This is a genomic window from Sediminibacterium sp., from assembly GCF_030695065.1.
Taxonomy (GTDB): domain Bacteria; phylum Bacteroidota; class Bacteroidia; order Chitinophagales; family Chitinophagaceae; genus Sediminibacterium.
The window spans coordinates 486,028-508,620 of the sequence record NZ_JAUYTR010000011.1 but is presented as its reverse complement, the minus strand read 5'-3'; the positions used below and the strand labels follow the sequence as shown (position 1 = coordinate 508,620).

The following is a 22,593-nucleotide window of genomic DNA, read 5'->3' as shown; positions in this document are numbered from 1 at the left end:
TATGCTGAACAGACTCATACATTTTTCATTAAAAAACCGGATGCTAGTAGTGTCAATGGCTGCCCTGCTGATGGTATATGGCGTATTTACATTGGTAAACTTGCCTGTAGATGTGTTACCCGATTTAAACAGGCCAAGGGTAACTATTTTTTTAGAATCAAATGGCATGTCGCCGGAAGAAATTGAAGCACAGGTTATTTTACCGGTAGAAACTTCTCTCAATGGGGCACCAGGTGTAGAAGTGGTAAGGTCTGTAGCTTCGCCGGGACTGGGTTTAGTGTTTGTTGAGTTTGACTGGAAAACGGACATCTATCGGGCCCGGCAATTAACAGCAGAGAAAATACAAACTGTCCAGCTTCCCAATAAAATAGTACCTGTAATGGGGCCAATCAGCTCAGTAATGGGGCAGTTTATGATGATAGCAGTAAGTTCTGATACCACATCCCCTGAAGATTTACGGACGCTAAGTGATTTTGTTATTCGCCGCAGGCTTATGAGTGTTAAGGGCATTGCACAGGTCATCCCCATTGGTGGTGTCCGCATGCAATACCAGGTTTTGATTTCTCCGGAAAAATTGCGTCAATACAATTTAGCTGTTGATGATGTTGACAAGGCATTACAACTTACCAATATCAATACGACCGGTGGCTTTGTTAATGATAACAAAGGGTCCGAAGTGCTGGTTCGTAACCTTGCACGGGCAAATACACTGGAAGACCTGGCCAATACAGTGGTAGCCAACAAAAATGGCACACCAGTAGTACTCCGTCAACTTGCAGAAGTAAAATTCGGCGGCCCCGTTAAAAGAGGTGATGGTTCACTTAATGGCAAACCCGCAGTGATTTTGAGCATAGAAAAACAACCCAATGCAAATACTGTTACGCTGACATCAGAAATAATGAAGGCAGTTGATGATATAAAAAAATCAGTACCTTCTGACGTAAAGATTAATACTGATGTTTTTCAACAAAAACATTTTATTGAAAACTCACTTACCAACGTGGAAGAAGCATTGAGGGATGGTTTTATTTTGGTGATAATCATATTATTCTTATTCCTGCTTAATTTCAGAACCACCATTATTACACTTACTGCCATTCCTTTATCACTTATAATTACAGCCATCGTTTTCGAAATATTTGGAATATCTATTAACACCCTCACGCTTGGTGGGCTTGCCATTGCTATTGGTGAGTTAGTGGATGATGCCATTGTAGATGTAGAAAATGTATTCAGGCGGTTAAAAGAAAACTGGACAAGCCCCAATCCAAGGCCGCTTATGAAGGTAATTTACGAAGCCAGCAGTGAAGTGAGAAACTCAATTGTTTATGCTACCATAATTGTGGTTCTGGTGTTTCTTCCATTATTTTATTTGCAGGGTATCGAAGGGAAAATATTTGCACCGCTCGGCATTGCCTATATCACATCAATTATCGCTTCTTTAGTAGTATCACTTACTGTTACACCAGCTCTTTGCAGTTACTTGCTCGGCAAGAAAAAACATTTGAAACATGTGAACCTCGCTTTCTGGAAAGGACGAAAAAAACATAGTCATACATTTGAGGAAGCAGAACAACAAAAACCTCATGGGCATACTGTCGAAGAAGAAGCTTTGTATGCTTCATCGCATGATGACAGCACCCTTGTAAAATTCTTAAAGCGACAGGATATTAAATTACTAAAGATAGGGTTGAAACATCCTAAAATAGTTATTGGTATCGCTATTACTATGATTGTAACTGCCATGAGTATCATCCCCTTTTTAGGCACAGAGTTTTTACCGCCTTTTAATGAAGGAAGTTTTACTATTAACTTGTCCCTGCCTCCGGGTACTTCATTGGATGAAGCCAATAAAACGGGCAGCATAGCCGAAAATGAAATTTTGAAAGTACCGGGTGTACAGCTTACCGCCCGCCGCACGGGTCGTGCCGAACTGGATGAGCATGCTGAACCACCAAGTAATTCAGAAATTGAAGTAGCATTAGAGGCAGACCAAATTGGTAATAGGGATAAAATACTTGCTGAGATAAGGAGAAGGTTATCTGTATTAAAAGGAGTAACTGTAAATATAGGCCAGCCCATTTCTCATCGTCTTGACCACCTGCTCTCAGGCGTAAGGGCACAAATCGCTATTAAAATCTTTGGTAACGACCTTGCTGACCTTCGTAATAACGCCGCTAAACTGAAAGATATCATTACTACAGTACCCGGAGCAGTGGATGTACAAGTGGAAAAACAGGTATTGGTACCACAACTTAGTATTAAAATAGACCGGGAGTCTTTAAAAAGGTATGGGCTACAGGCAGGAAAAGTAGCTGAGGATATTGAAATTTTTTACAATGGTAAGATAAGTACCCAAATACTTGACGGGCAAAAAACATTTGACATTGTACTTCGTACCACCGACAGTATAAGAAATAATCTTGAAGAAGTGGGCAACACTCAAATTGCAACATCAGATGGCACATTAATCCCCCTGAAGCAAATTGCAAGGATTGAAATGGAAAACGGGCCCAATTCTGTATATCATGAAAATACACTGAGGCGCATTGTAGTTTCTGCCAATGTGCAGGGGCGTGATTTAGGCAGCACAGTTAAAGAAATGCAAAAGAAAGTAAATGAACAACTGCAATTGCCACAGGGATATTTTCTGCAATGGGGCGGGCAGTTTGAAAGCCAGCAATCGGCTTCCAAACTTATTACCATCCTGAGTATATTTTCTATAGCAGGTATCTTCCTGGTATTATATAGCCATTTTAAATCGAGCCGGATTGCGTTACAGATTATGCTGAATGTGCCACTGGCCTTAATTGGAAGTGTGGTAGCTGTGTTGCTTACTGGTGGCGTTTTCTCTATTGCTACTATGGTAGGATTTATTACACTTACAGGCATTGCATCAAGAAATGGAATAATGATGATAAGCCATTATATTCATCTTGTGCAACATGAAGGAGAAACCTTTAATGATAAAATGATTATACGAGGTTCGTTGGAAAGATTAGTGCCTGTATTGATGACGGCGTTGGTAGCGGCGCTTGCTTTGATTCCTTTAACAATGGATGCAACTGCACCGGGTAAGGAAATATTATACCCTGTTGCCACTGTAATACTGGGAGGTTTAATCAGCTCTACTTTATTGGATATGATTGTAACGCCGGTTGTTTTTAAGCAATTTGGCAAAAAAGCTTTGGATAAATATTTGGAAGAGCAAAAGAACAAGGAGCTTGAGTAATAGCAGCAGCACCGGGCAAAAAGTTTGGATTATTTAAACAAAATTAGAAAAAAAAACACGGGTCGGAGCCCTGCTTTAGTTTCCTTATTTATAATGAAACAGTTTCTGGAGCAGGGTTTCCGCACCCACCAACTGATAAATCTGTTTTAAACCGGATTCACTTTGTGTATCGTTTTATACAAAAATCATTATAATGGAGCAAAAAAAATATATACCGGCACTTCGATTCAAATGGTTAACTCCATTGTATGATTTTTTGATAAATATTACAATGCCTGAGAAGAAGATAAAAGAAGCTCTAATTGAATCAGCACACATTTCACCAGGTGCAAAGGTGCTGGATTTTGGATGTGGCACAGCTACATTAACGATTATGGTGAAAGAAATATGCCCCGAGGCAAAAGTAACAGGCATTGATGTGGATGCAAAGATTTTAGACAAGGCTATTCAAAAAGTAAAAGAAAAGAAGTTAGATATTTTTTTGCTGGATTATGATGGAAAGCAACTTCCCTTTCAGCATAATGCATTTGACAGAACTGTATCCTGCTTGGTATTTCATCATCTTGATACCGCAACAAAGCAAAAGGCTCTTGCAGAAATATTCAGCGTTTTAAATGAAGAAGGGCAATTACATATTGCGGATTTTGGCCGTTCTAAGTCATGGGTTCAAAGAACACTTTTTAATTTGATAAGAGGATTGGATGGATTTAAGTCAACAGATGCAAATGCTAAAGGTTTATTACCTCAGATGATTTCGGGTGCAGGGTTTGAAAATGTAGAAATTAAAAAGCGTTTCAAAACCATGTTTGGAGAAGTACAAATAATCTGTGCAGCAAAAAAATAAACACAAATAAATAGTATCATGAAAAAGAAATTTTATTTACTGCTTTTACTAATTGCGACAGTATTTACTGCAACGGCACAAGAACAAAAGAAAGAAGAGGTTTGCTACAATCCCAATTTAGTAAAAGACACAAGCAAGAAAAGTATTAAATCCATGGCCGTTGCTGTAACCCATGGCGACAGTATAAAAATCAGCTATCATTCACCTGGCGTTCGTAAAAGAATAATATGGGGTGGCCTTGTTCCCTATGATGAAGTATGGGTAACAGGAGCACACGATGCAACAACTCTTGAAATCGGCAAAGCGTTTGTTGTTGGAGGTAAAGAAATCCCTGCAGGCAAATATGCCATTTTTACTATTCCGGGCAAATCGGAATGGACAGTGATCATCAATAAGCACTGGAAACAACACTTAGCAACAGAATATGATGAAAAAGAAGATGAGGTAAGAATAAAAGTAAAGCCAAAGAAAAATACGCATATAGAAAGGCTGCAATATTTTATCGAAGAAAACAAAAGCGGAAAAATTACTATCACTGTAGCATGGGAAAAACTGAAAATTAGTTTTGATTCACTTGTCAGGCTTTAATAAATAATCTTAAAAACAGTTTTTGGTACGAAAGTTTCTTCACTGATTTGGTTGGGCATCACAAAAACAGTAGCACATTATGTTTAAAGACTTTCCTTCCCTGCATCCGTTAGTAGTACACTTTCCCATAGTGCTTATACTGCTGGCGGCAGCTTTCCAGGCCGTTGTGTTCTGGAAACCTCAATGGCAGCAAATCAGGTGGGCCACATTAATTGTAATGGGATTAGCTTTCATTTCTGCTTTGGCGGCGAGCACCTTATTTCATGCAATGATTGCTCCCAATGCACCTAAAGAAGCCTTGGCCATATTTGAAGAGCATGAAAAATATGCACAATATACTTTGTGGATGTCAGGCATTAATTTCCTGGTAAAAGGCATTGGTGATTTTTATAAGTTATTCCGCCGTTCTTTTCAGCTCATCGTGTTATTATTTGCAATTGTTACCGCTGTGTTTCTGTCCATTGCAGGCCATCATGGGGCAAAACTTACACATGTTGCCGGAGTGGGGCCAATGGGAAAATACCTCATGAAGGAGCATGGCGAAAAGGATATGGAAGGAATGGACATGCAGGGTGACAGTACGATGCAGATGAATGATTCAATGCCAGGTATGAAAAATATGTCGGGAATGGATACCATGAAGAGTATGGACATGAGGAATATGCAAGGGATGGATACGATGAAAAACATGAAGGGTATGAAAGGAATGAACGACATGAAGAACATGAAGGGCATAGAAAAGATGAAAGATATGGACATGAAGGATATGCCCGGTATGGATACCATGAAGAATATGAAAGGCATGGACAATATGAAAGACATGAAAGATATGCCTGGGATGGACAGCACCAAAAAAATGGGTGATATGAAAGATATGAAGATGCCGGTAGAAAATGCAATGGATACACTTCGCTTCCCGGACAACAACCCCGCCCGAAAAAAATCAAAGAAACCGGTTAAACAATAAATCAGTTTACAATGAAACAGCTTCTATTCTTTTTATTGTTGATTCCTTTTTGCAGTATGGCTCAAGAAAATAAATCCATGCAAATGCCGATGGGTAAAGAATACGGAATGCGAAAATCTACTACTTACGATTACTCTCTGCAACCCGTGCAAACCAAACCGGGAATGGCTTACACTGGAAAAAAAGTGGAGTATGATTTATATGTAACAGACACGATGGTGAACTTTACCGGTAAGCATCGCCATGCCATTGCGATCAATGGCCAGATACCGGCACCCATTCTTGAATTTACAGAAGGCGATACCGCTATCATTCGTGTACATAACCTGATGAAGATGGAAACCTCTATCCACTGGCATGGCATACTGTTGCCCAATAAAGAAGATGGCGTTCCTTACTTAAACACTGTTCCCATCGAAGCCGGGAAAACACTTACATTTACTTTTCCGCTTATTCAAAGTGGCACTTACTGGTACCACTCTCATACTATGCTGCAGGAGCAAAGCGGCTTATATGGGTCAATCGTAATTCACCCTGCCCAGCCAGAACCTGAACTAAAAGAATATGTTTTGTTATTATCAGACTGGACGGACGAAAACCCACACCAGGTATTACGTTACCTGAAACGAGGCGGCGAATGGTATGCCATCAAAAAAGGTGCATTGCAAAGCTATGGCGAAGCCATTGCTGCCGGTTCATTTAAAGACAAACTAAAACAAGAATGGCAACGTATGCCTGCTATGGATGTATCAGATGTGTATTACAATAAATTCCTGATGAACGGGCAGGAGAAAAATTATTTTAAAGATGCAAAGCCCGGCGAAGTGATTAGGTTACGAATCATCAACGGTTCAGCTTCCTCTTATTTTACATTGCAATACGGAATGAGTTATATGCGGCTGATTGCAGCAGATGGAATTAATGTTACTCCAATTTCCGTAAGCAAATTAGAAATTGCAGTCGCAGAAACGTATGATGTTTTAATTACTGTTCCTGAAACCGGTGCTGCAGAATTAAGAGCTACTTCATGGGATGTAGTAGGCTTTTCATCCGGTTATTTTGGAAACGGCCCGATAATGAATGCACCTGATATTCCCAAACTTGACTATTTTAAAATGATGAGGGAAATGGGCAGCATGAATAAGAGTGACATGAACATGGACGGAATGAATATGAAACAAGATACTGTTCCCAAAAAAATGGATATGAGTAATATGGATGGAATGGACATAGGCAATATGCAGGGAATGGATATGGGCATGCCCGGAGAATTTAATTATAATATGTTGAGGGCACTGCACCCCACGACTTTAGATTCCACCTTAAAGCCAAGAGAAATTAAATTAGCACTTACAGGGAATATGCTGCGCTATGTATGGTCGTTCGATTTTAAAACTTTATCTGTTGCCGATAAAATCATTATCCATAAAGGTGAACGGGTAAGGTTTGTTTTAACCAATAACACCATGATGCGGCACCCACTACATTTGCACGGCCACTTCTTTCGCTTCATCAATGAACAAGGCGAATATTCACCAATGAAACATACGTTTGATATAAAACCCATGGAAACCGTTACCATTGAGTTTGAAGCAAACGAAGAACAAGACTGGTTCTTTCATTGTCATATTCTTTACCACATGATGGCGGGTATGGCACGGATAGTTAGTTATGAAGGCAGTGAACAAAATGAGTTTGCCAAAACCGGTTATCGCAAATTAAAGAAAGAAGACAATATGCTTTATCCCTGGTATGACTTATCTGTTCATTCACAGGGTGCATGGCTGAGTGGAAATATTTCAAACAATAAAATGGCATTGGAATTTGAAGGCCGTGTTAGCTGGAAAGGCAATTATGAAACGGAAACACATTTACTTCGTTACCTCGATAAAAAACAATACCTCGCTTTTTACATAGGCTATGATTACCGGAAAAATAAAACACTTCCGTTAGCCAATAAGCCCAACTCTAAAGACAACCGACGTGTATTTGATGCAGGTTTTTATTATTTATTACCTATGCTTATCCGTTCCGAATGGCGGATTGACCATACAGGTCGTTTAAGATTGCAATTAGAAAGAAGAGATTTACCCCTAAGCAATAATTTCTTTTTCGATTTCAGGGTAAATACTGATAAGGAATATAATGTAGCAGCAAGATATATGATTGCCAAATCATTTTCCATCAGCACAAATTATGACAGCGATTACAAATGGGGAATTGGATTAACATGGCACTATTAATTTATCGGATAAAACATAAATATTCTTATGGAACATAATCAACAAAACCCACAACAATACACCTGCCCCATGCATTCTGAAATAATTCAGGACAAATCGGGCAATTGCCCCAAATGCGGAATGAACTTAATTCCGCTAAATGGTAAGCAAAGTGAAAGCCACTCAAATCAACATGAGCAAACTAAAGTTGAAAAACATACGGAGCAAGAGGAACAACCTGCTCCGGTAATAAACATTAAAGAAGCAAAAGGATTTCACAAATATACCTGCCCCATGCATCCGCAGATTGTACAGGACGAACTAGGCAAATGCCCTTTATGTGGCATGACGTTGGTGTCGCTTACAAAATCAAAGGGAGGTGATGGCCACGAATCACATTCATCGGGCATTGTTGATTTTAAAAAACGGTTTTATGTAGTGCTGGTACTAACCATTCCCATTATGCTGCTATCAGAAATGATTCAGCATTGGTTGAATATTCTCATCAGTTTTTCTGGTTCAAAATATATATTACTTGCTTTGGCCTCTGTTGTTTTCTTTTACGGCGGCTGGCCTTTTCTGAAAGGGCTGGTCGGTGAAATAAGGGTAAAGAACCCCGGCATGATGACGCTAATTGGTTTTGCCATTTCAGTAGCATATATCTATAGTGCTGCAACTGTGTTTGGATTAAAGGGCATGGATTTCTTTTGGGAACTGGCAACACTTATTCTAATAATGCTGTTAGGGCATTGGATTGAAATGAAATCAGTTGCCGGAGCTTCCAGAGAACTGGAATTATTGGTTCAGCTAATGCCGGATGATACTCACTTAGTAGATGGTGAAAAAGTGACTGATGTAAAAACTGAAACGCTGAAAGAGGCTGATATTATACTGATAAAACCAGGGGAAAAAGTTGCAGCTGATGGTATAATCGCAGAAGGAGAAAGCTATCTTAATGAATCAATGCTTACCGGCGAATCAAAACCGGTGGCGAAAGGAAAAGGAGATAAAGTAATTGCGGGTTCTATTAATGGGAACGGTTCAATTAAAGTTATCGTATCGCATGGGGCGAAAGATTCTTATCTCTCACAGGTTATAAAGCTGGTTGATGATGCACAAAAATCAAAATCTAAAACCCAGTTGGTAGCAGACAAGGCTGCAAAGTGGCTAACAGCAATTGCGATTATTGCGGGCATTGGTACTTTTTTATACTGGTATTTAACAGGTCAATCTTTGGCTTTTGCAATGGAAAGGATGGTGACAGTAATTGTTATTTGTTGCCCCCATGCTTTAGGATTGGCAGTGCCGTTGGTCGTTGCAAAATCGACAGCCTTATCAGCGAAAAACGGGTTGCTGATTAAAAACAGAACCGCATTTGAAAATGCAAGAAAAATCACCACCATTGTATTTGACAAAACCGGTACACTTACTGTAGGAAAATTTGAAGTATCAAAAATTGTTTCACTCCAAAAAGGCCTGAATGAAAATGAAATCATTCGCCTGGCATCTGCATTAGAACAAAAATCTGAGCATCCCATTGCAACAGGCATCTTGCAAAAAATTAAAGACTTATCTATCAAAATTCCGGCAACAGAAAGCTTTAATGCGATTACAGGTAAAGGCGTTGAAGCAACTGTAGAAAGCAAAAAAGTATTGGTTGTAAGTCCGGGCTATTTAAAAGAAAATAATATTACTGTTCCTGATGGCTTTACAGCTAATGACACGGAAACGGTTGTGTTTGTAATTATCAATAATGAATTGGCAGGATACATTGCATTATCGGATGAGATAAGACCTGAATCAGCAGAAGCCATTAAAACGTTGAAACAAAATAATATCAAATCAATATTGCTGACAGGCGACAATAATAAAGTAGCAGCAAGTGTAAGCAAAACATTGGGCATGGATAGCTTTTTTGCAGAAGTGTTGCCGCATCAGAAATTAGAAAAGATAAAGGAGCTGCAAAACAAAGGAGAATTTGTAGCCATGACAGGAGATGGTGTAAATGATGCACCTGCCTTGGCACAAGCTGATATTGGTATTGCTGTTGGCAGCGGTAGTGATATTGCCGCAGAAACAGCTGGAATCGTTTTGGTAAACAGCAACCCTAAAGACATTGTGAGTTTGATTTTATTTGGAAAAGCCACTTACAGGAAAATGATTCAGAATTTAATTTGGGCAACAGGGTATAATGTAGTGGCTTTGCCATTAGCGGCAGGTGTGTTGTATAAAATGGGAATCCTGCTAAGCCCTGCTGCGGGTGCTGTACTGATGAGTGTAAGCACTGTAGTGGTAGCCATTAATGCAAGTTTGTTGAAAGTAAAGTAAAGTTCTTACCGTAACATACTATGTCGCTATATCGCACTTAAACCAATCATAAACCTAACAACATGAAAACAAAATTCTTTTTACTCCTGAGTATTATTTTGTTTAGTAGCTGTGGTAAAAATAATTCATCAAAAGAAACCATCCAGCAAGATGATGTTTCCGCTTCTACTGGAATGACAAATGATTTATCATCTTTGCGTCAGGTATTAACCAACCTTGCAGGAGCCCAAAGTTCAGGCCAGCAGCGCCATTGGGACAGCATATACCACCATCATGATTCTTTATTCTGGCATCACCATAATAATTACCACCACAATACTTATACCCATGACGACCATAACCATCAGTGGATGCCTTATGACCCTGCCATAAATCATTCGCAGCACTACCATCATTCCTACCCCGGTCACCTTAATGATTCATTAGTAATGGTATTGACTAATCACCATCATACAAATTGTGACCATCATCCGGGCCACCATATTTGTCATCACCACACCATGGATTCCTTACATCATGTACATAATTTGCACCATCCTTAAACTTAATATTGAAAAGAGAAAAAATGACTATCATACAAAACATCATCGGTGTTATTTTAATTGGTTTAATTAGTTGTAACAGTGTAAATAAAACGAACCCTGTTGTAATTCCTCAACCTGACAGGGAAATAGATAAAATAAAATTAACTGACTTAAAAAATGAGCCGCTTGATTTAAACCAGTATGAAGGAAAAGCAATCTTTATTAATATTTGGGCCACCTGGTGCAAACTTTGTCTTCAAGAAATGCCTTCGATTGAAAAAGCCCAGCAGTTTTTACAAAATGAAAATGTTGTATTCTTATTGGCTTCAGCCGAAGCTTTTGAAGAGATTGACACATTTAGAAAACTGCATGCCTATCCATTCAAATATGTTCAAATACAAAACAGCGAAGAATTAGGTATTCAAAGTCTTCCAACAACTTTTATCTTTAATAAAAAAGGCAAACTGGTTTTTTCTGAATCAGGATACCGCAAATGGGACGAGAAAAGTAATATTGATGCCATCCTTAAAATCATAAATAAAAATGAATAAGTTACTATGTGCTTTAATTGTTGTAATTGTAATATCCTCTTGTAAAGATTCATCAAAAGAATCTGACAATAAGAAATCTCAATCTGCGCTTGCAGAAACCAGCAATTTAAAAGAGTTAGAATCACCGGCAGACACAGCCAGTGCCGAGCCATATCTGTTTACAGATAAAAATGGGTTGGTGTATTTATCATGGATTGAGAAAACAAAGGGAAAGAGTATATTGAAAATTTCAACATTGAATAATGAGTTGTGGTCAGAACCAATGGTAATCAGTTCAGGGGATAATTGGTTTGTTAATTGGGCAGACTATCCACTGGTAGCTGCGGATGGAGCAAAAAATATGATAGCACATTATTTAGAGAAAAGCGAAAAGGGTACTTATACATACGATGTAAAAATAGTTACCTCTGCTGACCAAGGAAAAACATGGAGTTCGTCAAAAATTCTGCATGATGATGGCAAGATAGCGGAGCATGGTTTTGTTTCAATGATACCATACGGAGAAAACTATTTCATTTCATGGCTGGATGGGCGAAACTCTGTTATGGAAGGGAATGGAGGACACAGTGAAGGTCACCATGGTCAAATGACAATACGAGGTGCAATAGTAGATAAGCAGGGAAAGAAATCAAGCGAATGGGAATTGGATAACAGGGTATGTGATTGTTGCCAGACAAGTGCTGCTATTACGGCGAATGGGCCCGTGGTGGTTTACAGAGACAGGTCAGAAGAAGAAATTAGAGACATATCTATTGTAAGGTTTGTGAATGGTCAGTGGACTGCACCTAAACCAATATTTACCGATAGTTGGAAAATTGCCGGATGTCCTGTAAACGGGCCCAGGATTGATGCTATGGGCAATAGTGTTGCGGTTGCATGGTTTACATCACCTGAAAAGAATGCACAGGTAAATATTGTTTTTTCCAATGATGGTGGTGCTACATTTAATAGTCCCCTTCGTATTGATGAAGGAAAGGGAATTGGCCGTGTGGATGTAGTGATGTTGGATGAGAATACAGCTATAGTAAGCTGGATGGAAGGTTCTGTAATAAAAGCTGTAAAGGCTTATAATAATGGTAAAAAAGAATCTTCATTTACCGTGGCCGCTTCAGCGGAATCAAGATCAAGCGGTTTTCCACAGATGACAAAAGCAGGTAATAATATAATTTTTGCATGGACTGATGATAAAGAGAAAACGATTAAAGTAGCGAATCTTGTTCTTTAGTTTACTTTGGTTTGGTTGTCGAAATGAGGAAAAACAGCCTGATTTTTCCGCTTTTTGCAACCACATTGCCATTTTACATGCCTAATTTTTAAGAATTTGCAACATAAGAGGTTACTTTTGCGGACAATGAAATATTTATTTTTCATAATGGGCTTTCTACTCCTTTATCTGTCATGCCTTCCATGTGGCGATAGCAGAGAGTGTAATGTAAATGCCCAGGTAAAAATTTCAGCGACTGATAATCATCAGGAACACAAACACACTTCAGAATCTTGCACTCCTTTTTGCACTTGTTCCTGCTGTACAGCTTCAGCATTTCATGGGTCTTTCTCAAAAACGCAGGTTAATAAACCAGTATTTCAATCTGACAAATATCCTCTCTACAATGTAGCCTTCAATACCGAAGCATATTATAGTATCTTCCAGCCCCCCAAATTTTCTTAATTATTTCCTTCTTATTTGAATTTGCTGCATAGCCAATCTATTGGCATGTATTGCATTTCTCATTCAATCATTTTTTATTAAAAAAGAATGGTAAGTAGTAAAAAGTCCAAAATGGCTAAACAGCCTTTTTGGCTTCGGGCAATCAAAATCATTTTTATAACACTGGCATGTGCAATACTTATCGCAGCTATTATTCAAAGAACAATTCACTTTTTCAGGTATCATGTATAATCAAACAGAATTAATATATGCTTAATAAAATCATTCAATTCTCCATAAAAAACAAACTGGTAATCGGCCTTTTTACGCTTGCCCTGATTATCTGGGGCGTTTACTCGGTTAAAAAATTGCCGATTGATGCTGTTCCCGATATTACAAATAACCAGGTACAAATTATCACGCTAAGCCCTTCATTGGCGGCACAGGAAGTAGAACAACTTATTTCCTTTCCGGTAGAACAAACGATGGCCACTATCCCTGAAGTAAAAGAGATACGTTCCATCTCCCGTTTTGGTCTCTCAGTGGTTACAGTAGTATTTCATGATGATGCCAATATATACTGGGCAAGGCAGCAGGTTGGTGAACGACTGGTAGAAGCCAGGAACCAGATACCGAATAATATCGGTAATCCGGAAATGGCCCCCATTTCAACCGGCCTGGGCGAAATTTATCAATATGTTTTACATACTAAAAAAGGTTTTGAAGACAAGTACGATGCAATGGCATTACGAACAATTCAGGACTGGATTGTAAGACGCCAGTTATTAGGAACACCAGGTATTGCTGATGTAAGCAGTTTCGGCGGCTTATTGAAACAATATGAGATTGCCCTGAATACAGATAAGCTGCGCAGCTATAATTTATCAATAGCAGACATATTCAATGCGCTGGAAAAAAATAACCAGAATACAGGCGGTGCATATATTGATAAAAAACCCAACGCCTATTTTATCCGAAGCGAAGGATTTATTAAAACAATTACAGACATCGAAAAAATTGTTGTTATCCGTACTCCCGCCGGGATACCTGTACTCGTAAGGGATGTAGCAACTGTTCAACTCGGGCATGCTACACAATACGGGGCGCTTACCCGTAATGCCGAAGGAGAAGTAGTAGGCGGTATTGTGTTAATGTTAAAAGGCGCTAATTCCAGTATCGTTATTAATAGCGTAAAAGATAAAATAATTCAAATTCAAAAAAGCCTGCCGGAAGGAGTAGTGATTGAGCCTTTCTTAGACAGAAGTGCTTTGGTAAGCAGGGCCATTGGCACAGTAAAGACTAATCTTATTGAAGGAGCTTTAATTGTAATTTTTGTATTGGTGGTTTTCCTTGGCAATATCCGCTCTGGATTGATAGTAGCGTCCGTAATTCCGCTGGCAATGCTTTTTGCAATAGCCCTTATGAATATGTTTGGCGTATCCGGTAACCTGATGAGTTTGGGTGCTATTGATTTTGGATTAATTGTAGATGGAGCCGTGATTATTGTGGAAGCCACCATGCATCAGTTGGGCCATCGAAAACCTGGAAGACTGACACAAGACCAAATGGACGATGAAGTATATAAATCGGCAGGCAAGATGATGAACTCTGCTGCCTTTGGCCAAATTATAATATTAATCGTTTACCTGCCTATCCTTGCATTGGTTGGCATTGAAGGAAAAATGTTTGGCCCAATGGCACAAACAGTATCCTTTGCCATCCTCGGTGCATTCTTGTTATCTCTCACTTATGTGCCTATGATGAGTGCTTTGGTGTTGAGCAAAAAAATAAGTCATAAGGAAAACCTTTCTGATAAAATGATGAAGTTTTTTCAAAGGCTTTACACACCTCTTATAAAAGGCGCTTTGAAAATGAAACTGTTGGTGGTTAGTATTGCCGTTGGTCTGTTTATCATCAGCCTGATAATTTTTAAAACTTTGGGCGGTGAATTTATACCGACATTGGAAGAAGGTGATTTTGCTGTAGAAACAAGATTACTTACCGGAAGTTCTCTAAGCCAGACCATTGATAAAATAACACAGGCTTCCGATTTATTGATGAAAAAATTTCCTGAAGTAAAAGAAGTAATTGGAAAAATAGGTGCCTCTGAAATACCTACCGACCCGATGCCTATTGAAGCCTGCGATATTACTATACTATTAAAAGATAAAAAAGAATGGACAAGTGCACACAACCGGGAAGAACTGGCTGAGCTGATGCAGAAAGAATTGGAAAAAATACCGGGTATTTCTTACGGCCTCTCTCAACCCATACAGCTTAGGTTTAATGAATTAATATCCGGTGTACGCCAGGATGTGGGTATTAAAATATTCGGTGAGGATTTAGATGTGCTGGCAGACCTGGCAAAGAAAATCGGTGTTATTGTGCCTACTGTAAAAGGCGCAGAAGATTTATATGTGGAGCAAGTTACCGGCCTTCCACAAATTGTTATCAAATTGAACCGTGATAAAATAGCTCAGTTTGGGTTGAATGTAGAAGATGTAAACCGTACTATAAGCGCCGCTTTTGCGGGAGAAGCCGCCGGCATTGTATATGAAGGTGAAAAAAGATTTGATATGGTTGTTCGTCTTGAAAAAACGGGCCGCCAAAGTATTGACGATGTGAAAGGATTATTTGTTGTGGCGTCTGATGGCAATCAAATTCCTTTAGAGCAGGTTGCAGAAGTTAAACTTGAACTTGGCCCTAATCAAATACAAAGGGAAGATGCCAAGCGAAGAATTATTGTAGGCTTCAATACCAGGGGCAGGGATATTTCTTCTGTAGTAAAAGAAATGCAGGAAAAAATAGATAAACAGGTGAAAATGCCACCCGGTTATTTCATAACCTATGGCGGACAGTTTAAAAACCTGGAAGAAGCTAACAAAAGATTATCGGTGGCAGTGCCCGTAGCCTTAGCATTAATCCTGTTATTGCTTTTTTTCACTTTCGGTTCTATAAAATATTCACTGCTCATTTTTACTGCTATCCCTATGAGTGCCATCGGCGGCGTATTCGCCTTATGGTTCAGGGGCATGCCATTCAGCATTTCGGCAGGCGTTGGCTTTATTGCTTTGTTTGGGGTGGCGGTGTTAAATGGCATCGTACTTATCAGTGAATTTAACAGGTTAAAAAAAGAAGGTATGACGGATATCAATTCAATTATTTTAAAAGGAACGTCAGTGAGGTTAAGACCGGTGTTAATGACGGCAGCAGTTGCGTCATTAGGATTCTTGCCAATGGCATTATCTACAGGTTCAGGTGCCGAAGTACAAAAACCCTTAGCGACAGTTGTAATTGGCGGACTGATAACAGCCACCTTTCTTACGTTAGTCGTTTTGCCGGTGTTCTATACATGGTTCGAAAAAATAGGCGCAAAAGGTAAAAAATCAAAAGTGAATAAAGGTTTAGCGTCATTGCTTATCCTGTTTCTAGCTTCATCATTTGCTGCAAATGCCCAACAACCAAACACGGTCATTAATCTCAATAGTGCAGTATCAGCCGCTATGAAAAATAACCCAATAATAAAAGTGGGAACGTTGGATATTGGCTATCAGCAACAACTTAAAAAGACGGTGAAAGATTACGGCAAAACAAACCTGGGGCTTACGTTCGGTCAGTATAACAGCCGTATAGCTTATGATAATAATTTCACTATTAATCAAAGCATACCTAACCCGGCTTACTTCAGGAGCCTGATTAAACTTTCTGAAGCCAATATCAAAAGCAGTGAACTGCAATTGAAAGTTTATCAAAGTGAACTGGCAGCCAACACAAAAACCTCTTATTATCAGTTGATGTTTTGGACGGAAGAAATAAGACTTCTAAAAGAATTACTGGCCATTTATGAAAATGTATTGAAAGCCTCTGCTTTGCGTTACAAAACCGGCGAAACAAATGCCCTGGAAAATTATAATGCCGAAAGCAGGGTAAATGAAATAAGGGCACAATTAAAAAGCGATGAGGAGGATTACAAAATTGAACTGAACCGTTTAAAGGTCTTCACCGCCGACTCTTCTGTTACTGCGATTGCAGATACTGCATTGATTGAAAAACTAATTGACATCAACTATGATAGTAGTGCCATTGCAGCTAATCCCACCCTGGTTTTTATCCGGCAGCAAATTGATATAGCCCAAAAAGAAAAAGCGGTGGAGCAATCAAGGTTAAAGCCTGATTTCAGTGTTGGTTATTTTAACCAGTCATTAGTAGGTTATCAAACGGTAAATGGCGTTGATAAGTACTATGGCGCAGGCCGCCGCTTCCAGGGAGTAAATCTTGGTATCAGCATTCCCATATTTGCCAAAGCACAAAAGGAAAAAGTAAAAGCTGCCGAAATAAACAGTACCAAACGGCAAGCTGAACTGACCAATTACCAATACAATTTAAATGCAGAACTGGCAAGATTATTTGGTGAACTGCAAAAGCAAAGGGTTCAAATCAACTATTACCGCAACACAGCATTGCCACAGGCTAACCTCATCATCAGCCAGTCGCAAAAAGCATTTACGGCCGGTGAAATTGGATATTATGAACTTACCCAATCTTTAAATAATGCGGTAACGGTAAAACAGGAGTTTACCAAAGTAGTAAATCAATATAATCAAACAATCATTGCCATCGAATTTATTGCCGGCATCAATTAATAAATAAAACAGGAAAAAATCATTATCATGAAACAAAAAATATTTAGTTCATTAGCCATACTTTTTCTTGCTGCTGTACTGTTCTCTGCCTGCTCTTCCAAAGAAAATGCAGCGGCTGCAGCACCAGAAGAACCCAAAAAAGAAGAAGCCGGTATGGTGGATTTATCGGAAGACCAGTTTAAAACGGTAAATATCCAATATGGAGCCGTTGAGGAAAAAAATCTCAGTAGTGTTATCCGGGCATCAGGCGACATAGAAGCGCCGCCTCAACAATTAATAACGGTATCAACGCCCTACGGAGGTATTGTAAAAAGCATACCTCTTCTGGAAGGTAAATTTGTTTCCCAGGGCCAGGTAGTTGCAGTCCTCGAAAATCCTGAATTTATACAGTTGCAGCAGGATTATCTCGATTATAAAAGCCAATTAGGTTACCTTAAAGAGGAACTGGAAAGGCAACAGGAATTGGCAAAAGAAAATGTAAATGCAAAAAAAACAGTTCAAAAAGCCAGCAGTGAATATAATAGTATGGTGGCGAGGGTGCAGGGGCTTAAGTCAAAACTGCAGTTGATAAATATTAATCCCGACAAAGTGGGAAATGGCAACCTCAGCAGCCGCAGCAATATTTATGCACCTGCACCGGGATATGTTACGAAGGTAAAAGTAAATACAGGCAAATATGTAAACGCAAATGAAGCCTTAGTGGAAATTGCAGATACCCGTGAACTGCACGTTGAGCTTAACGTTTTTGAAAAAGATGTTCCCAAATTGAAGGCTGGCCAGAAAGTTAGGTTTGTATTAAATAATGAAACAAAAGAAAGACTGGCTGAAATAAGCCTTATTGGAAGGGAAATAGGAACAGACAGGACTGTTCGGGTACATTGCAGGCTATTGAAAGAAGACAGGGATTTATTACCAGGTTTATTTTTAAAAGCAATTGTAGAGACAGGTCTTGCCACTACTACCGCACTACCGGATAAAGCAATTGTGCAGGCAGCCGGCAAATCATATATATTCATCGCATCTGATGAAGTAAAAGAAGAAAAGGCACCTGCTGAGAAAGGTAAAGATGCCGCCCCCGGGGAAAAACATATTCCGTTTAAGAGAATTGAAGTAACAACAGGTGTTTCGGAAAATGGTTATACGGAAGTGATTTTGCCGGAAGGTTTTGACAGAAGCAGTAAAGTGGTGATAAATGGAGCTTATGATTTGTTATCAAAGATGAATAATGTGGAGGAGGAAGAATAAAACATAGATGGGTCGGAGCCCTGCTTTAGTTGTCCCGTTTTAAAAATGGAAAACCGTTAGTAGCAGGGTTTCCGTGCCCACCCAAACAAAGCATTATTATCAATTAAAATTATTACGTATGTACAAAATACTATTTCTGCTGGCAATCATAGTTACAACTGTTGGCAGTGGTTGCACCAATGCAGGCGATAAAAACAAGCAGGAGATACAACCAGAAAAACATGATTCCGCTCATAAGGAAAGAAAGGAGACAGATACAATTGGAATGAAAATGGGCGGTAATGAACTGGACTCAAAGAAAAAATAATTCATCTTATAACAATGCTGATTGCGGTGAACCATAAATGCAATACTGCGAATATAAATCCTACAGGACATCTTTATATAAAGATACGCTTATGTAGCGTAGGTTTATTTTTGTTAATAGCAGGTTGCCTGCTATTAACAACAGCAGTGGCACAAAAACCGATAACAGGATGCCCTAAAGTTATTTTCTATTCCTCACAGCTATTAGATTCCATTTGCGATTCGTCTATTAAAAAAATTGGAGTTGCTTTTTTTTCAGGCAAAATTTTTGTTAAACACCAGGATAATTCAAAAAATATTGTACAGGCAGATTCGGTTTGGGGAATACGCAAAAGCGATGACTACCCTTTAAGATTATACGATGGCAGGTATTATTCCCTGTATGAACTATCGCCTGTTTACAAGTACAAAACACTGGGAAAATACTCAAAATATTATTTTAGCAGTACTTTAGATTCCCCTGTTTATTCTTTTTCCAGGGAGCAATTGAAACTTCATACAGATTCTGCAACATATAACATAATTGCAAAAAGTACTGCGAAATGCCGCCATGACATTGCTTTAGATTTTTATGCCTATGGTACAAAAATAGCATTAAACGATTTATGGGGGTTGGCTTTAGAAATGAGGTACTTCCCGACAAAAAAGTTTTCGACAGGGCTTTACCTGGCCGGGGTACAAAAAAAAATTACTGATACTTTTCTATTTTCTGTAATTAAACCACAGGTTAGCAGTCTTGATATTGGTTGGATAAACCAATATGACCTGGTACAAAACAAGAATATTCGTTTGGGTGCAAACTTGATTACTGCTCTTACGATTTCCATGCTTAGAGACAAAGCGTTTACAGAAAGAGTAAGGACTTCCCGTGGCTACAGAAACGTTTCGAAAAAAATAGCCGAAAACTATCAATTTCTGTTAGAGCCAGGTTTAGACCTTTCTGTAAAATTAATTTCTAATAATCATGAACCTGATTTTTACCTGACAGGTAAAACAAGATACAGATGGGCTATTGGCAGTACTGAATTCGGTTCAGCTTCAATGTTTTCTGGCTTTTCTTTTGGCTTAGGTATAGCATTAATAGGTTTTGACAGAGAGCAGCTTTAAATAAAATTATCCATGCTTTAATCGGGGTTTGATTTTAGATATAAAAATAAAATTCATCACTTTAAAATTAAAATTATGAAACAGTTATTTGCATTTACAGTGATGCTGTTATCAGCATCTTTCCTGTTTGCACAGGACATTATCACCTTGCGTACCGGTGAAACCATCAATGGCAAAGTAGCCGAAGTAGGTACAACTGAAGTAAGGTATTATAAATCTGCTAATATTAACGGGCCAGTTTATGTATCAGTCAAAACAGATATCAGTCAGATTGTTTATGAAAATGGCAGTAAGGATGTATTTGCTGCCGCAATGCAACAACCCGCTGCTGTAATTGTACAGCAGTCGGTACCGCAAACTGTTTATATTGAAAAACCTGTTCGCAGAAGAAACTTTTGGAATAGTGGATTATGGTATCCGGTAGTTACCACACATATTGATTTGGGCCGTCATGGCGGTTACTATGGTGGACATCATGGTCGTCATCATTAATTTTTAAACAATCGAAAATGCTACAGGTCTTGTCTTTTACACAAAAAAATATTATTGCCACAAAAGCAAATGACCTGTTGGGCATTAATGACTATGAAAAAATTCATCCGTTAATCCACAATATTATCCATACAGGTAAGAAGGTAAGATGGTATTTTGAAATGGATGATTGTCTTATTTCAAATGCTGCCGGTTTTTGGGAAGATGGTATCATTGAAGTGAATTATGTGAATTTAAAATTTACCCATTCTGACGATATAGAAAAAATAGCCATTGTAGGCGTTAAGAAATGGGAAGTGTGGATGCGTTCAGTGATGAAACCCTTTGTAAAAGCAAAGATTAAGTATTTTGATTTGGCAGATAAAGAACTGGCGAAGGAATGGATCTTAAATGCTGCAGACGACATGGAACCAACAAATCAAAATGAATAAATACTCAAGAACTATTTTATCACTTATTACTCATCTTAAAGGAATATTGCGATGGACATAAACGTAGAATTAATCATTGTTGCCAAACTTATCGTTTCGTTTCTGTTAGGTGCATTTATTGGTTTAGACAGGGAGCGGCATGGAAGTGCTGCCGGAATAAGAACTTACGCTGCAGTTTGCATTGGCGCAACATTGTTTACTGCTATTGCCAATCATCTGGTTGGCGATGCCGGTGCTGCTTCAAGAGTAATTGCTAACATTATTACAGGGGTAGGTTTTTTAGGCGCAGGCATTATATACCGCAATGCCAGTGCAGGTACATCACATGGCTTAACAACTGCGGCAACCGTTTGGTGTACTGCGGCAGTAGGTGTTGCTGTTGGTTTAAATATGTTTATCATAGCAGTAGCTGGCGCTGTAGCACTGTATTTTCTGTTGTCACTGCATCATCAGCATTGGTATATTAATTGGAAAAAGAAAATGCTGGATAATCATCACGATGAGGATAATGAAGAAAATGAATAATGTTATTGAGCATTTTTAAAAGAATACTTTTTTATGTCATCACTGAATTCTACATCTGCAGGAGCGAAACACAACAAATCTCTAAAGATTGTATTTGCTATTACCGCATCTTATTTTGTTATTGAGGTAGTGGTAGGATTTATTTCCAACAGCCTTGCTCTATTATCTGATGCAGCACATATGCTTACCGATGTTGGCGGACAGGCACTGGCACTGTTTGCAATCTGGATGACATCCAAACCCCGCAATAACCGGAAAACTTATGGTTACTACCGGATTGAAATTCTTTCTGCACTTACCAATGCCCTTGTTTTGATTTTTATATCAGGTTATATATTGTTTGAAGCCTGGCAGCGCTTTAAAAACCCTCCTGCTGTGGCAGGCATCCCAATGCTGATTGTGGCATTTTGTGGCCTGATAATAAATTTAATCGGTATGAAAATTCTGAGCGCAGGCTCAAAAGAAAGCATCAATATTAAAGGCGCTTTTCTTGAAGTGGTAAGTGATATGCTGAGTTCAGTGGGTGTAATCATCGCAGGCATTATTATTCTTGCTTCCGGCTGGTTGTATATAGACCCCATCATGAGTGCATTGATTGGACTTTTTATTTTGCCACGAACATTCAGATTATTAAAAGAGTCGGTAGATATACTGCTGGAAGCTGTACCAGCCGATATTAACTACGCCGCTGTAGAAAAATGTATTGCAGAACGGCCAAATGTGCAGTCTGTGCATGACCTCCATATCTGGACAATTACATCCGGCATAAATGCATTGAGTGTGCATGTGATAATGAATGATGAATCAAATTTTGCCGATATAGGAGATTTAGTCAGTAATATAAAAGAACACTTGGCATCCGAATTTAAAATTACTCATACAACAATTGAAGTGCATAAAGACAAAGAAAAATATATTGCCAATATTGTTTAATCATATC

18 protein-coding genes are annotated in these 22,593 nt (G+C 38.8%); all 18 read left to right on the top strand.

Translation table 11 applies throughout. The annotated features are described in order from the left end of the window. The first annotated feature begins 1 nt into the window (after position 1). The 18 genes from Q8S25_RS06125 (at position 2) to Q8S25_RS06045 (ending at position 22,586) form a co-directional block, all read left to right on the top strand. Positions 2–3,232 (top strand): efflux RND transporter permease subunit, encoded by a 3,231-nt coding sequence (locus Q8S25_RS06125; RefSeq protein WP_295234920.1) that lies wholly within the window; start codon positions 2–4, stop codon positions 3,230–3,232. A 193-nt stretch (positions 3,233–3,425) separates the two neighbouring features. Continuing rightward, positions 3,426–4,076, top strand: coding sequence for a class I SAM-dependent methyltransferase (locus Q8S25_RS06120; protein WP_295234923.1), 651 nt, complete (start codon positions 3,426–3,428; stop codon positions 4,074–4,076). A gap of 18 nt (positions 4,077–4,094) precedes the next feature. Then, positions 4,095–4,664 (top strand): DUF2911 domain-containing protein, encoded by a 570-nt coding sequence (locus Q8S25_RS06115; RefSeq protein ID WP_305535844.1) that lies wholly within the window; start codon positions 4,095–4,097, stop codon positions 4,662–4,664. 79 nt (positions 4,665–4,743) lie between these two features. Beyond that, entirely contained in the window at positions 4,744–5,631 is an 888-nt protein-coding gene (locus Q8S25_RS06110; RefSeq protein WP_365779667.1) for a DUF2231 domain-containing protein, read from the top strand. Positions 5,632–5,642: 11 nt separating this feature from the next. Beyond that, positions 5,643–7,874, top strand: coding sequence for a multicopper oxidase domain-containing protein (locus Q8S25_RS06105; RefSeq protein ID WP_295234931.1), 2,232 nt, complete (start codon positions 5,643–5,645; stop codon positions 7,872–7,874). Positions 7,875–7,901: 27 nt separating this feature from the next. Further along, positions 7,902–10,181: a copper-translocating P-type ATPase gene (locus tag Q8S25_RS06100; RefSeq protein WP_295234934.1), complete on the top strand. Its 2,280-nt coding sequence runs from the start codon at positions 7,902–7,904 to the stop codon at positions 10,179–10,181. Positions 10,182–10,279: 98 nt separating this feature from the next. Beyond that, entirely contained in the window at positions 10,280–10,723 is a 444-nt protein-coding gene (locus Q8S25_RS06095) for a hypothetical protein (RefSeq protein WP_305535841.1), read from the top strand. Between the two features lie 23 nt (positions 10,724–10,746). After that, complete coding sequence (locus Q8S25_RS06090; RefSeq protein ID WP_295234939.1) at positions 10,747–11,256, top strand: TlpA disulfide reductase family protein; 510 nt, start codon at positions 10,747–10,749, stop codon at positions 11,254–11,256. Then, positions 11,249–12,481, top strand: a complete 1,233-nt coding sequence (locus Q8S25_RS06085; RefSeq protein ID WP_295234942.1) for a sialidase family protein — start codon at positions 11,249–11,251, stop codon at positions 12,479–12,481. Before Q8S25_RS06090 ends, Q8S25_RS06085 begins: the two co-directional genes overlap by 8 nt. A gap of 126 nt (positions 12,482–12,607) precedes the next feature. Then, positions 12,608–12,925, top strand: coding sequence for a DUF6660 family protein (locus tag Q8S25_RS14715; protein ID WP_365779673.1), 318 nt, complete (start codon positions 12,608–12,610; stop codon positions 12,923–12,925). A 248-nt stretch (positions 12,926–13,173) separates the two neighbouring features. Continuing rightward, positions 13,174–17,547: a CusA/CzcA family heavy metal efflux RND transporter gene (locus Q8S25_RS06080; protein WP_305535838.1), complete on the top strand. Its 4,374-nt coding sequence runs from the start codon at positions 13,174–13,176 to the stop codon at positions 17,545–17,547. A 27-nt stretch (positions 17,548–17,574) separates the two neighbouring features. Next, on the top strand, positions 17,575–18,792 hold the full coding sequence (locus Q8S25_RS06075) for an efflux RND transporter periplasmic adaptor subunit (RefSeq protein ID WP_295234948.1): 1,218 nt from the start codon (positions 17,575–17,577) through the stop codon (positions 18,790–18,792). Between the two features lie 118 nt (positions 18,793–18,910). Beyond that, positions 18,911–19,099 (top strand): hypothetical protein, encoded by a 189-nt coding sequence (locus tag Q8S25_RS06070; RefSeq protein ID WP_305535836.1) that lies wholly within the window; start codon positions 18,911–18,913, stop codon positions 19,097–19,099. A 14-nt stretch (positions 19,100–19,113) separates the two neighbouring features. Then, positions 19,114–20,205 (top strand): hypothetical protein, encoded by a 1,092-nt coding sequence (locus Q8S25_RS06065; protein WP_305535834.1) that lies wholly within the window; start codon positions 19,114–19,116, stop codon positions 20,203–20,205. Between the two features lie 75 nt (positions 20,206–20,280). Beyond that, positions 20,281–20,697, top strand: coding sequence for a hypothetical protein (locus Q8S25_RS06060; RefSeq protein WP_305535832.1), 417 nt, complete (start codon positions 20,281–20,283; stop codon positions 20,695–20,697). Positions 20,698–20,714: 17 nt separating this feature from the next. Further along, positions 20,715–21,128 carry an STAS/SEC14 domain-containing protein gene (locus tag Q8S25_RS06055; RefSeq protein ID WP_295234952.1) on the top strand — a complete coding sequence of 138 codons (414 nt, stop codon included), beginning with the start codon at positions 20,715–20,717 and terminating at the stop codon, positions 21,126–21,128. 51 nt (positions 21,129–21,179) lie between these two features. After that, positions 21,180–21,653 carry an MgtC/SapB family protein gene (locus tag Q8S25_RS06050; protein WP_295234954.1) on the top strand — a complete coding sequence of 158 codons (474 nt, stop codon included), beginning with the start codon at positions 21,180–21,182 and terminating at the stop codon, positions 21,651–21,653. A 33-nt stretch (positions 21,654–21,686) separates the two neighbouring features. Further along, positions 21,687–22,586, top strand: coding sequence for a cation diffusion facilitator family transporter (locus Q8S25_RS06045; protein ID WP_295234957.1), 900 nt, complete (start codon positions 21,687–21,689; stop codon positions 22,584–22,586). Positions 22,587–22,593: the final 7 nt, after the last annotated feature.